Raw genomic sequence first — 13,551 nt, 5'->3', positions numbered from 1 at the left:
AAATTTTTATAAAATATATTTTCTTAAAAAATTATACACCATTTAGAATGATTTACCCCAAAATAGCGCTTGCACAAAGCATTATCGAGATTTGTTCAGCAAAAGGAATTCATAATATTATAATTTCTCCTGGTTCACGAAACGCGCCTCTGACGATTGGTTTCGCACAAAACCCAAAATTTAAATGTTACAGTATTGCCGATGAGCGCTGTGCTGCATTCTTTGCTTTAGGAATTGCACAGCAGACAAAAAAGCCTACAGCAGTTGTCTGCACGTCAGGATCAGCATTATTGAATTATTATCCCGCTGTAGCCGAGGCATTTTACAGTCAGATTCCTTTAATTGTAATTTCTGCAGATCGTCCGCAGAGTAAAATCGATATAGGTGACGGACAAACGATTCGTCAGGAAAATGTATTTTTAAATCATTCTGTTTTTAATGCCAATTTAACAGAAGATGCATCCGCAGAAAATGATTTGAAAATTAATAAAGCTATAGAAACAGCGATTCTTCAAAAAGGGCCGGTTCATATTAATGCACCATTTGAAGAGCCATTATATGAAACTGTTTCAGAACTTTCTGTTCAACCAAAAATTACCAATCCTGAGGAAGAAACCCCATCTAAAATTATCGAAAACAGCGAAGAAACCGTTTCAATTTGGAATTCTGCAAAAAGAAAACTAATTCTTATTGGAGGAATAAACGAATCTAATTCTATAGATCAGGAAATTTTAGAAAACCTGGCCAGCGATCCATCAATTGTTGTACTTACAGAAACTACCTCAAATTTGCATCATGCGAGTTTTATTAATAGTATAGATACCTTAATTACACCATTTGACGATTCTGATTTTAAAGAGCTGGAAGCAGAGGTTTTAATCACTTTGGGTGGTATGATTGTATCAAAACGTATTAAAGCATTTTTACGAAAATACAAACCTGCACATCACTGGCATATAGATACTTTACGTGCTTATGATACATTCAATGCTTTAAGTAAACATTTTGTAATGGAGCCAAATGATTTTTTTAAAAATCTGCTTCCAAAAACAGAATTTAGAGCAAGCAATTACTTTTCAAAAATCGATAAAATTTACAGTCTGAGAAATAAAAGAAAAGAAGAATATTTAAAGAAAATTCCATTTTCAGATTTTAAAGTTTTTGAAAAAGTTATCGAATCGCTTCCCAAAAACAGTCAGTTACAAATTAGCAACAGTTCAGCAATTCGTTATGCACAATTAATTGAAATTGATCCGTCAATTGAAGTATTTTGCAACAGAGGAACAAGCGGAATAGACGGAAGCACTTCAACAGCAGTTGGATCGGCCGTAGGCAGCAAAAAGGAAACTATTTTTATTACGGGCGATATAAGCTTTTTGTATGACAGCAATGCTTTATGGAATTCTTATATTCCTAAAAACTTCAAAATTATTATAATTAATAATGGAGGAGGAGGAATCTTTAGGATTTTGCCCGGACATGAAGAAAAACCTGTTTTCAATACTTATTTTGAAACATCTCATCAATTAACGGCAGAGCATTTAGCTAAGATGTATCAATGCAATTATTTCAAAGCCAATGATTTGGAAGAATTAAATAAAAATTTAGAAAAATTATATAATACTAATGAAGCGCCGGGAATACTTGAAGTATTTACACCGACTAAAGAAAACGATGCAATTTTAAAACAATACTTTAAAGAGCTTGTTTGAATATATTGTAAGCTAAATAGTGTTAAATATTTGTTTTAAATCATAATATTATTTAGATTTGATACATAAAATAGTAATCAATATTAAATTTATTATGAGCAAAAGAGAAGAATTAATTCAGAAGTATGCAGCAGATTTAAAAGACAAATGCGGAGTAACTCCAAATATGGATTTATTGACAAAAGTAACAATTGGCTGCGGTCCATCGATTTACAATGATGATGCTTCAACTGTAGCAGGAAGCCAGCAGTCTGAATTAGATACAGTTAAAAATAACTTTCTGATCAAGAAATTAGGTTTACCGGCAGGCCCGGCTTTAGATGAAGCTATTCATGCTGTTTTAGAAAAATATGGCAAATCAAATAGAAATAAACACAGAGTTGTTGTTTATTATCTATTGACATTACACTTTAAGAAAGAAAGTGTTTATAAATAATAAATGTAAAAGCGTCTATAAATAAGGCGCTTTTTTCTTTTTCTATGGCTTAATCCAAAACATTTTTCATTTACCATTTCAAACTTCGTACATTTGCACCTTAGAAACTTAGCTGTTCGCAGCTTAGAACCTCATAATAATGCTTGAAATAGGAAAATACAATACACTTACTATATTGCGTGATACAAAAGTTGGTCTTTTTTTAGGAAATCCTGAAAAAGATCCAGACGGAATTCACGATGTTTTATTACCAAATAAATATGTTCCAAATGAATTTGAAATAGGCGAAGAACTTGTTGTTTTTGTTTATTTAGACCATGAACAGCGTCCGGTTGCAACTACACTTGAACCTTATATTTTATTGAATGAGTTTGCTCTTCTAAGAGTAAACTATATCAATAACGTTGGGGCTTTTATGGATTGGGGAATGGAAAAAGATATCCTGGTTCCTTTTAAAGAACAGGCACGTCCAATGGAAAAAGGAAAACGCTACCTTGTTTATCTTTATAAAGATGAAAAAACAAATCGTTTGGTCGCATCCAGCAAAACAAATCAGTTTTTGAGCAACGATCATTTAACTGTCGAGAAAGGCGAAGAAGTTGATTTAATTGTTTCGCATATTACCGAAATTGGAATTAACGTAATTATAAACGAACAGCATAAAGGACTTTTGTATAAAGACGAGGTTTATGATGATTCGATAAGAACTGGTGACAGAATGCGTGGCTATATTAAAAACATTCGTCCTGATAATAAAATTGATGTGGCATTGCAAATTCAGGGCTATCAGAGCATTGAACCAAATGCAGAGAAGATTTTAGACGAATTAAGAGCCAATAGGGGATTTTTACGCTTAAATGACAATTCGCATCCGGAAGACATAAAAACGGTTTTAAAAATGAGTAAAAAAACTTTTAAAAAGGCTGTTGGGGCTTTATATAAAGAGAAACTCATTGAAATTAAAGAAGATGGAATTTATCTTTTAAAAGATTAAAAATAAATTCTAATATTTTAAATTCCAAATTCCAATGTGGTACGTTATACATTGGAATTTGGAATTTAAGAAAATTACATAACAAGAAAGGCTGCTCATTACAAGCAGCCTTTCCCTTTTTATTCTAGTTTTAAAAAAAATTGTAATTAAAAAAAAACAGAAATAAAATAATTCGAATTCATCTTGAAAGTTAGCAGCTTTACGAATTTTAGAAACTACTTTCTTGATGGTATGTCTTTAAACAATTAATGCGTTTATCTCAAAAGCAAAAATTTAATTTCACGGCTAATCCATTTGGTTTAATAAAATAACTTATAGAAAGTTTTAGTTAGCATTTTTCCTCTTTTCGTAATCAATTTTATACTAATTACAAAACAATTCTAGCGTTTAACCTTAGGTGTTACTATTTCCTTTTTGAAGTTTTGACAAACGAATAAATCATTTGCTCATTCTTAACAGGTTTACTATTTAAAACCATAAAAAAATGAGCGACAAATTTTTTAAATTTTCTCAAAAAAATCATTTTTTAGGTTAATAAATCAGTGAAAGAAAATCAATCTTATATCAACAAAATAATTTGTATCTTGTTGATTTCTAGGACGTAAAATTACTCATTATTTTTTAATACCAATGTTAAAAAGTGTTATTTTTTGTACAGGAATATTAATTGTTAACATTGAAAGAAAAATATAGCCGAGACTTAAACAAAATTGAATAGGGAAAAATGTAAAAAATGGTTTATTTTTACACTATAATTTTTAAATAAAACAAACAGAAATGGATTGGATTACAGCCAGAGAATTTGAAGATATAACCTATAAAAAATGTAATGGAGTTGCCAGAATTGCTTTTAACAGACCAAATGTTAGAAATGCTTTCAGACCTAAAACAACTTCAGAATTATACCAGGCTTTTTACGATGCGCAAGAAGATACTTCAATAGGAGTAGTTTTACTTTCTGCAGAAGGACCATCAACTAAAGATGGTATTTACTCATTTTGCAGTGGAGGCGATCAAAATGCGCGCGGACATCAGGGATATGTTGGAGAAGACGGGCAGCATCGTTTAAATATTCTTGAAGTACAGCGTTTAATTCGTTTTATGCCAAAAGTAGTTATCGCAGTAGTTCCTGGCTGGGCTGTTGGCGGCGGACATAGTTTGCATGTAGTCTGCGATATGACCCTGGCAAGTAAAGAACACGCCATTTTTAAACAGACAGATGCTGATGTGACCAGCTTTGATGGTGGTTACGGGTCTGCTTATTTGGCAAAAATGGTAGGACAGAAAAAAGCACGTGAAATTTTCTTTTTAGGAAGAAATTATTCCGCTCAGGAAGCTTTTGAAATGGGAATGGTAAACGCCGTAATTCCGCATGATGAATTAGAAGCTACTGCTTATGAATGGGCACAGGAAATTCTTCAAAAATCACCTACTTCTATAAAAATGCTGAAATTTGCCATGAACCTAACAGACGACGGAATGGTTGGGCAGCAGGTTTTTGCAGGAGAAGCAACACGTTTAGCCTACATGACCGAAGAAGCAAAAGAAGGAAGAAATGCCTTTTTAGAAAAAAGAAAACCAAACTTTGGCGAAAATAAATGGCTGCCATAAATATTTTAGATTTTAGATTGCAGATTTTAGATTTTTTTGAATCTGGAACTGATATCTAAATTCTAAATAAAAAAACAATATTATTTAGATTACAGATTTTAGATTTTTTTAAATTAAAAGAATCCAATAATCTAAAATCTAAACTCTAAAAATCTAAAATTAAAATATGAAACATTGGATTGAAGCCGCCAGACTGCGCACATTACCTTTATCAGTTTCCGGAATTATAGTTGGAAGTATTTATGCACTTTCAAACCCAACAGAAACAATTAATACACCAACAGAAGTTTTTAGTTGGAAAATTTTTGGTTTCGCTCTTTTAACAACACTTGGTCTTCAGGTACTTTCTAATTTTGCAAATGATTATGGCGACGGAGTAAAAGGTACAGATAATACAGATCGTATTGGTCCGCAGCGTGCCATTCAAAGTGGTGCAATTACGCCGGAAGCTATGAAAAAAGCCATAATAATTACTTCATTGCTGACTTTGTTATCGGCTATTATATTGATTTATTTTGCTTTTGGTCAGGATAATTTCGGTTATTCTATCTTTTTCTTGCTGCTGGGAATCGCTGCAATTGTTTCGGCGATTCGTTATACAGTAGGAAGTTCAGCTTATGGATACAGAGGATTTGGTGATTTATTTGTTTTCATTTTCTTCGGACTTGTAAGTACATTAGGCGTTAACTTTTTATATTCAAAAGAAGTTGATCCGCTTTTAATTCTTCCTGCAGTTTCAATTGGATTATTGAGCGTAGGTGTTTTAAACTTAAACAATATGCGCGACGAAGAATCAGACAGAAAATCAGGAAAAAATACTATTGTAGTACAAATGGGCGGAGCAAAAGCTAAAATTTATCACTTTTCATTGATTATTACGGCAATGCTTTTAGTTATAATTTTTGCCTTTTTAAGTGATTATAATTTTGATCAATATTTGTTTTTACTGGCTTATATTCCGTTAACTAAACATTTAATTACCGTTTATAAAAATCAAAATCCTAAACTGTTAGATCCGGAATTAAAAAAGCTGGCACTTAGTACATTTTTGTTATCTATATTATTGACAGTATGTATGATTTCGTTGATTTCAGACATCATTGTTAATCTTTTCTTAGGGGGAAGATAATTAGTTCAACTTTAAAAATTTTTAAGATGAAAATTACATTTTACGGACATGCATCCTTAGGAATCGAAGTAGGAGGAAAACATATACTTGTTGATCCGTTTATTTCTGGAAACCCTCAGGCCGCTGCTATTGACATAAACAAATTAAGAGCCGATTATATTTTGCTTACTCATGCGCATAGTGATCACGTTTTAGACGTAGATACTATTGCAAAAAACACCAATGCAGTAATTGTTTCAAATGCTGAAATTACAAGTTATTACGCAAAGAAAGGTTTTAATGCACACCCAATGAATCATGGTGGAAGCTGGCAATTTGATTTTGGGAAAGTAAAATATGTAAACGCAATTCACTCAAGTTCTTTCCCTGATGGAACTTACGGAGGTAACCCCGGTGGATTTGTAATCGAAGGAGAACATAAAAACATTTACATTGCCGGAGACACAGCTCTTACATTTGATATGAAACTGATTCCGATGAGAACAAAATTAGATTTAGCGATTCTCCCAATCGGAAATAATTTTACAATGGATGTTGAAGATGCCATAATTGCTTCTGATTTCATAGAATGTGACAAAATTTTAGGTTATCACTTTGATACTTTTGGTTATATCGAAATCAACCATGAAGAATCAATTCGCAAATTCTTTGATAAAGGAAAAGATTTGATGCTTTTAAATATTGGAGAATCTATAGAATTATAATAAAAATTCTATTTAATTATTCGTTATGTTATGTCATTCCTCGTTCTCCGGAATGACAAAAATGAGAATAAAAATAAATAGTAATCATCAGTAATATGAATCTTAAAAGAATATTTTTAATACTTTTAATAACTTCAACCTACAGCACCTTTGCTCAAAAAGATGGTTATTGGGACAAAGAACGCGCAACTACAAAAGAAGTTCTGGTTTCTGCAGGAGACCGGCTTGTAGTAAAAACAGAAGATTTACCAGTAGGGACAACCGAAATTGTGTACAGAATTACACTTCTGGACAAAAATCAGCAAATGGCCAATAGTCTCGTTTCTCTGCTAAAAGCAATTCCAGATCCATACGGAATAGGTCAGGGATCAGCCGGAGCTGTTTTTTTAATGTCTAAAATTTCTGGAGACGATCAATGTACATATTCATTGTTTACCTCAAATGAAAATGCTAAAAAATACGTTACCGACGGAAAAATTGATTCGGCCTGTTATTCACAATCAGAACCGGTTAGTAAAGACGCAAAGCGAATTTCATTAGATAAAAATTCCTGCCTTAAAGAGAATACAGCCACAATCTGGTTTGGTTTTGAAAGCAAAAACTGGTTTTTGAGCCAGAAGATAGTTTTAGAAGTTGTGCCCTGGGTCGATACTAAATTAAACCGAGGCTGGAATCAGGATAACAAAAATGAGATTATCAGTTTATGCAAAACATCGACAATGGCACAAAAAATGGCTAATTCTGATGATTTTTGCGTTTGTATACTTGATAAGATAATGAAGCAATATCGTTATTCAGAATTTCAGAAATTACTTGCTGTTGAAAAAACAAAAGTGTACAAAGACTTTGGAAATGCCTGTTATAAAGATGCCGACATTTCTAAAAACGTTTATAATGATTTAAGAAATCAGGCTGCAGTTTTAATAAAACAGCAAAAGTACAACGAAGCTATTCAAAAATTAAATATAATTGTTAACGACGGTAAAGCTACAGCATTAGACTACAGTTCAATTGGTTATTGCTATATCCTGACAAAACAATATGCAAAAGCATTAAAGTTTTTGCAGGAAGGCGAAAAATTAGATAATACAGAGTTACTGGTAAAATTAAACTTAGCACACGTTTATTTAGTAAGCAATAATTATAGTGATGCAAAAGCAATATATAAAAAATACCAGGATCAAAACGTTACAGACAGCGTAAGCTGGAAAGACAAAACAAAATCTGATTTTGCCCTTTTCGAAAAAGCTGGTTTACCCTCAAAAGACTTCGAAAAAGTTTTAAAATTATTTAACTAAGTTACTAAGTTGCTGAGATACTAAGTTTCTAAGTTTTTTAGTTTCTCAGCATCTTGGGATCTTAGAATCTTAGCATCTAAAAAAAAATGAAAGCAACTTACCACAAATATATGCTCGAGTTTAAGCGTCCGTCCGGGACGTCTCGCGGCGTTATGACCGAAAAAGAAACCTGGTTTATAGTTCTTGAAGAAAATGGTAAAAAAGGAATAGGTGAGTGTGGCATACTTCGTGGCTTAAGTGCTGATGATCGCGATGATTATGAAGAAAAGCTAAAATGGGTTTGCGAAAATATTGAATTAGGCGAAAAAACACTTTGGGAATCCTTACTGGAATTTCCTTCGATTCAATTTGGAATTGAAATGGCTTTTTTATCCCTTAAAAGTAAAAATCCATATTTACTTTTTTCATCTGATTTTACCGATAATACTCAGCCAATTGAAATAAATGGTTTGGTTTGGATGGGCGAGCCGGCTTTTATGAAACAACAGATTGAAGAAAAATTAGCAGACGGATTCAGCTGTATTAAACTTAAAATTGGGGCGATAGATTTTCAAAAAGAATTAGAATTATTAGAATTTATCCGCAGTCATTTTTCAGCAGAAGAAATAGAAATTAGAGTTGATGCAAATGGTGCTTTTACTTTAGATGAAGCTTTAGATAAACTCAATCAATTAAATAAATTTCAATTGCACAGCATTGAGCAGCCTATTAAAAAAGGAAATATTCAGGCGATGGCCGATTTGTGTAAAATGCCCCCTTTTCCAATTGCTTTAGATGAAGAATTGATAGGCATATTTACATTTGAAGAAAAAGAAAAATTACTAAAAGAGATCAAACCTCAATATATTATTTTAAAACCTAGCTTTATTGGCGGTTTTAGAGGAACGCAGGAATGGATAATATTAGCTGATAAACATAATATTGGCTGGTGGATTACATCTGCACTTGAAAGTAATATTGGATTGAACGCAATCGCGCAATGGACATTTCTTCAAAATTCAAAAATGCCCCAAGGATTAGGAACAGGAGCACTTTACACCAATAATTTTGATTCTCCGCTAGAAGTTCTAAAAGGAAAATTATGGTACAATACAACTGCAGATTGGGATTCTGTAATTTTAGAAAAGGTACAAAGTAACAAAGATTCATAGGGTTAAAAAGCACGATATAAAACCTCTGAACCTTTACAGCTCTGCACCTTTGAACCTATTTTCACTCTTTCCCTCCAAGTAAATTCTCCTGACATTCTTTTAATTCCTGCCATTTGCCCAGATAGGCAAATAAAGCTTGTTTAGCCCAGGTACTTGGATTATGAATTGCATAATTTTCTCCTCCAGCATCCAGAATTGACTGTAATTTTTCTGTCGATGCTTCCGAAAGATCTTGCCAGGTTTTAATCCCGGCTTCGTTAAACAAAGCTTCTATTTTTGGACCAACTCCTTCGACAATCTTCAAATCGTCCTGTTTTATTTTTTTTCCTAATACATTTGAAGCCAGCTCACTGTCAAATAAAGCTGATGGAGCCTCCGAAACAAATGATTTAGCCACTGATGCAGAAGCTTTGGCATGAGCAGCTGTAAGATCTGCTTCAAGAGAAGATATTTTTACATTTAAATTTTTCGTATTTGCTTTGCAGGCATCAAGATCTGCTTGTAATGATGCGGCTAACGAATCATCTCCTTTTGAGTTCAATTTTCCTAGTAAGTAACCTAAAATTCCACAGATTATACCCACTAAAATCGGTATTAAGATACATGGTAAATTCATAATAAGTATATTTTTGATTATTTGATGGTAATAACAGTTCTTCTATTGCTTGCTTTTCCTTCACTGGTCATATTATCACCAATTGGTTCATCCGGCCCTTTTGATTCAGTCACAATTCTAGAGGCTTCAATACCATTTTTAATTAAATAATTTTTAGAAAAATCAGCTCTTTTTTGTGCCAGAGCGATATTTAAATCCCGATTGCCTACATTATCGCTATGCCCCGCGACTAAGACAGAAGTATTTTTTACATTTTTTAAATATTTAATAATATCAGTTATTTTTTGCTGTTCTTCTTCATTTAAATTAAAGTTTGATTATTCGTATTAAAATGAAGAATTAACGGATCTATAAAAGGAACAAAATTATCATTCTTAACTAGTGCCGAAGGTTCATTTTCGGAAGCCTTTGGCTGTGCCGCATCGCAATTGCAGCAAAACTTTATATACAAAATAGTACCTAAAATTATGGTAAGAGCGATCCCTAATAGATAAAGTGCTTTTTTAGACATGATTGATAAATTAAGGTTCTATCAAAATTAACAAATTTAACATATGTAATGTGTTAACAATCAGTGAAAATGGTTTCATTTTAGATCAAATAAATTATGATCTGAAACGAATTTTATATCAGGAATTTTAAAAATGAAATTTCATGACTGGATTAAATTGAGTAAATTGCAGTAAAATAAATTAAGACTTAAAATGCTCGAAATAGAAAGAAAATTTCTTGTAAAATCAGACGATTTTAAAGAACAGGCATTTGCAAAAAATAAAATTGCGCAAGGTTATTTAAGCTCAATGCCTGAAAGAACAGTTCGTGTAAGAATTAAAGGGGAAAAAGCTTTTTTAACCATAAAAGGTATTGGGCATCAGGGTGGAATGTCTCGTTTTGAATGGGAAAATCAAATTCCGCTTGACGAAGCTGCTGAACTTCTTAAATTATGCGAAAAAGGTAAAATTGAGAAAACTCGTTATGAGATTAAACTCGGAAATCATATTTATGAAGTAGATGAATTTTATGGCGAAAATGAAGGCTTAATAATGGCTGAAATTGAACTGCTGTCTGAAGATGAAAGTTTTGAAAAACCTGACTGGCTGGGAGAAGAAGTAACAAATGACGAAAGATATTATAATGCTTATTTGAGCAAAAATCCTTTTAAAAACTGGGGAAAAGAATAATATGGCTGATCAATATGATTTAATTATTGTGGGCGGCGGACCAATAGGTCTGGCTTGCGCAATAGAAGCTCAAAAGAAAAACTTACATTATTTAATTATAGAAAAAGGTGCAATAGTAAACAGTATATTCAATTATCCATTGTACATGACTTTTTTCTCAACTGCCGAAAGACTTGAAATTGGCGATATTCCGTTTAACTGTTTAGCGCCTAAACCAGGTCGTCAGGAGGCTTTAGAATATTATCGAAATATTCATCGTTATTTTAATTTCAATATCAATTTATTTGAAAAAGTAACCGAAATTAAAAAAACAGGAAATTCTGTTTTCGAAATTTCTACCGATAAAAATTTATATAAATCGAAAAACGTTGTTATTGCAACCGGTTTTTATGATATTCCAATTCAAATGAATATAAAAGGAGAGGAATTGCCCAAAGTTCGCCACTATTATAAAGAAGCACACGAATATGCTTTTAGAAATGTCGTGATTGTAGGTGCTAATAATTCATCTGTTGATGCTGCTTTAGAGTGCTGGCGAAAAGGAGCGAACGTAACGATGGTAATTCGCAAAAATGAAATCAATAATCGAGTAAAATATTGGGTTAAACCCGATATCGAAAACCGAATTGCTGAAGGAAGTATCAAAGCTTATTTTGAATCGAATATAACTGAAATCCGTGATAATGAAGTTGAAATTGAAACTCCAACCGGAAAAGTGACAATCGAAAATGATTTTGTTCTGGCTTTAACAGGCTATAAACCAGATTTAAATTTTCTTGAAAATATAGGAATCCAGCTTTCAAACGACGAATTGAAAATTCCAACTTATAATCCTGAAACGATGGAAACGAATGTTGAAGGTTTATTCCTTGCAGGCGTTGTCTGCGGAGGAATGCAAACGCATAAATGGTTTATCGAAAATTCAAGAATTCACGCTAATATGATTGTGGATTATATTACATCGAAATAAGTTTGCCACTAATTACACTAATTTTCACGAATTAATATTTTTGTCAGTTCGAGCGAAGTCGAGAACATACTCGCATCTCGATTTCGCTCGATGTGACAGCTTTAAAAAAATTCGTGAAAATTAGTGTAATTCGTGGCAAAAAAATCTAAGAACTACAAGAAAGCATAGAGCATCCTACTTTAGATCGTGCCCAATCCGGGCGTTTTGCAAACCATTTTTCGTATTCCGGCTGTTCATCGTATGGTTTTTGCAATAATGTATACAGCTCGTTTATCAACGAATAATCTTCTTTATCAGCTGCATCAATAGCTAATTGTGCCATATAATTTCGAAGTACATATTTCGGATTAATTAAATTCATTTTTTGTGAACGTTCTTTATCTGATAATTCTTCAGAGTTCAATCTATTCAGATAAACTGCAAACCATTTTTTCCAGGCATCTAAAATATCTCCTGAAACTTCTTCGATTTTATAGAACGAAAATTGAATTTTCTCAATCGCTTTTTCAACAGAATCAGACTTTTTAACAGAACTTAAATTTCTGAAAAAGATCGTCATATCTGTTTCTGTTAATTGTAAAATTGTTTCTAGATTATCGATCAAATCATTATCAGTTTCAGATGAAGTAAATATTCCTAATTTACTTAAAAACATTTGCTTATAATCTACAATAAAATCATCCATAAATGATTCTAAGATTTTTTCTAACTGCTCCGTTTCATTAATCAAAGGATAAATAGCGTTTGCCAATTGATATAAATTCCAATGCGCAATCTGCGGCTGATTTCCAAAACGATATCTTCTGTTTTGACTGTCTGTAGTATTTGGTGTCCAGTTCGGATCATAATTTTCAAGCCATCCGTAAGGGCCGTAATCAATTGTAATTCCGTGAATTGACATATTATCTGTATTCATTACGCCGTGAACAAAACCTACACGCTGCCAATGCAAAATCATTTGGCGGGTCGTATCTGCCGCTTTTTTAAAGAACTGTAAATATTGTTCTTTTGGCTCGCCGGTAATTTCAGGAAAATAATACTTGATATTATATTCTACAAATTGTTTTAAATTTTTAAGCTCGTTTCTGGCTGTCAGCATTTCAAAACTTCCAAAACGAATAAAAGAAGGCGCAACACGACATACAATCGCACCTTTTTCGTAAGCAGGATTTCCATTGTATAAAATATCACGCAAAACCTGATCTCCGGAAAGAATCAACGAAAGAGATCGGGTAGTGGGAACGCCTAAATGGTACATGGCTTCTGCACATAAATATTCTCTTATCGAAGATCGCAAAACTGCCAAACCATCTGCAGTTCTGGAATAAGGTGTTTTACCGGCACCCTTTAATTGAAGGGTAAAAAACTGATTGTTATTTTCTACCTCTGCTAAATTAATAGCACGTCCGTCGCCCAATTGCCCTGCCCAATTTCCGAACTGATGCCCGGCATAACACATGGCGTAAGGTTGTGTATCAGGAAGGATTTCATTTCCTGAAAATACATCTAAAAATTCCTCAGATTGAATTTCATCTTTTGAAATTCCAACCATTTCAGCTACTTCATCAGAAGCGTGAATTAATTTAGGATTTGAAGGTTTTGTTGGATTTACATATGAAAAAGCAGTATTTCTAACTTGACGAATTTCATTCGTTAAATCAGAATCTGCTGGCAATTCGGCAGTAAATCTATTATTTATTTTTAAATTTTTCATTTGTGTTTTATGTTTGGGCCACAGATTACACAGAT

14 protein-coding genes are annotated in these 13,551 nt (G+C 32.7%); 10 read left to right on the top strand and 4 right to left on the bottom strand.

What is annotated here, in order from left to right:
* The first annotated feature begins 47 nt into the window (after positions 1-47).
* The 8 genes from menD (at position 48) to AABD74_RS16575 (ending at position 9,035) form a co-directional block, all read left to right on the top strand.
* The gene (menD, locus tag AABD74_RS16610) at positions 48-1,712 is read left to right on the top strand and encodes a 2-succinyl-5-enolpyruvyl-6-hydroxy-3-cyclohexene-1-carboxylic-acid synthase (RefSeq protein ID WP_406843616.1); all 1,665 of its coding nucleotides are present in this window, start codon (positions 48-50) and stop codon (positions 1,710-1,712) included.
* Between the two features lie 94 nt (positions 1,713-1,806).
* Positions 1,807-2,148 (top strand): DUF2853 family protein, encoded by a 342-nt coding sequence (locus tag AABD74_RS16605; RefSeq protein ID WP_232677964.1) that lies wholly within the window; start codon positions 1,807-1,809, stop codon positions 2,146-2,148.
* A gap of 139 nt (positions 2,149-2,287) precedes the next feature.
* On the top strand, positions 2,288-3,142 hold the full coding sequence (locus AABD74_RS16600) for a S1 RNA-binding domain-containing protein (protein ID WP_232677970.1): 855 nt from the start codon (positions 2,288-2,290) through the stop codon (positions 3,140-3,142).
* Positions 3,143-3,919: 777 nt separating this feature from the next.
* Positions 3,920-4,753, top strand: coding sequence for a 1,4-dihydroxy-2-naphthoyl-CoA synthase (locus AABD74_RS16595; RefSeq protein ID WP_091498989.1), 834 nt, complete (start codon positions 3,920-3,922; stop codon positions 4,751-4,753).
* Between the two features lie 166 nt (positions 4,754-4,919).
* On the top strand, positions 4,920-5,882 hold the full coding sequence (gene menA / locus AABD74_RS16590) for a 1,4-dihydroxy-2-naphthoate octaprenyltransferase (RefSeq protein WP_232677972.1): 963 nt from the start codon (positions 4,920-4,922) through the stop codon (positions 5,880-5,882).
* Between the two features lie 26 nt (positions 5,883-5,908).
* Positions 5,909-6,586 carry a metal-dependent hydrolase gene (locus tag AABD74_RS16585; RefSeq protein WP_232677975.1) on the top strand — a complete coding sequence of 226 codons (678 nt, stop codon included), beginning with the start codon at positions 5,909-5,911 and terminating at the stop codon, positions 6,584-6,586.
* Between the two features lie 95 nt (positions 6,587-6,681).
* Positions 6,682-7,884: a M48 family metallopeptidase gene (locus tag AABD74_RS16580; protein WP_232677976.1), complete on the top strand. Its 1,203-nt coding sequence runs from the start codon at positions 6,682-6,684 to the stop codon at positions 7,882-7,884.
* An 86-nt stretch (positions 7,885-7,970) separates the two neighbouring features.
* Complete coding sequence (locus AABD74_RS16575; RefSeq protein ID WP_406843615.1) at positions 7,971-9,035, top strand: o-succinylbenzoate synthase; 1,065 nt, start codon at positions 7,971-7,973, stop codon at positions 9,033-9,035.
* A gap of 61 nt (positions 9,036-9,096) precedes the next feature.
* Here AABD74_RS16575 and AABD74_RS16570 read toward each other — a convergent pair whose 3' ends face one another.
* From AABD74_RS16570 to AABD74_RS16560, 3 genes are read right to left on the bottom strand one after another with little or no spacing between them, the layout of a single operon-like run.
* The gene (locus tag AABD74_RS16570) at positions 9,097-9,651 is read right to left on the bottom strand and encodes a hypothetical protein (RefSeq protein WP_406843614.1); all 555 of its coding nucleotides are present in this window, start codon (positions 9,649-9,651) and stop codon (positions 9,097-9,099) included.
* A gap of 17 nt (positions 9,652-9,668) precedes the next feature.
* Positions 9,669-9,920, bottom strand: a complete 252-nt coding sequence (locus tag AABD74_RS16565; protein ID WP_232678700.1) for an OmpA family protein — start codon at positions 9,918-9,920, stop codon at positions 9,669-9,671.
* A gap of 32 nt (positions 9,921-9,952) precedes the next feature.
* Positions 9,953-10,162: a hypothetical protein gene (locus AABD74_RS16560; protein WP_406843613.1), complete on the bottom strand. Its 210-nt coding sequence runs from the start codon at positions 10,160-10,162 to the stop codon at positions 9,953-9,955.
* Between the two features lie 193 nt (positions 10,163-10,355).
* On the opposite strand from AABD74_RS16560, the gene AABD74_RS16555 reads away from it, so the two are divergent.
* On the top strand, positions 10,356-10,832 hold the full coding sequence (locus AABD74_RS16555) for a CYTH domain-containing protein (RefSeq protein WP_232677983.1): 477 nt from the start codon (positions 10,356-10,358) through the stop codon (positions 10,830-10,832).
* Between the two features lies 1 nt (position 10,833).
* Positions 10,834-11,802, top strand: a complete 969-nt coding sequence (locus AABD74_RS16550; protein WP_406843612.1) for a YpdA family putative bacillithiol disulfide reductase — start codon at positions 10,834-10,836, stop codon at positions 11,800-11,802.
* Positions 11,803-11,947: 145 nt separating this feature from the next.
* Here the strand turns inward: AABD74_RS16550 and AABD74_RS16545 are convergent, their stop codons facing one another.
* On the bottom strand, positions 11,948-13,516 hold the full coding sequence (locus AABD74_RS16545) for a protein adenylyltransferase SelO (protein WP_406843611.1): 1,569 nt from the start codon (positions 13,514-13,516) through the stop codon (positions 11,948-11,950).
* Positions 13,517-13,551 lie beyond the last annotated feature (35 nt).

This window comes from Flavobacterium soyae, assembly GCF_045348165.1.
Lineage (GTDB): Bacteria > Bacteroidota > Bacteroidia > Flavobacteriales > Flavobacteriaceae > Flavobacterium > Flavobacterium soyae.
This window is presented reverse-complemented; position numbering and strand designations above follow the sequence as displayed.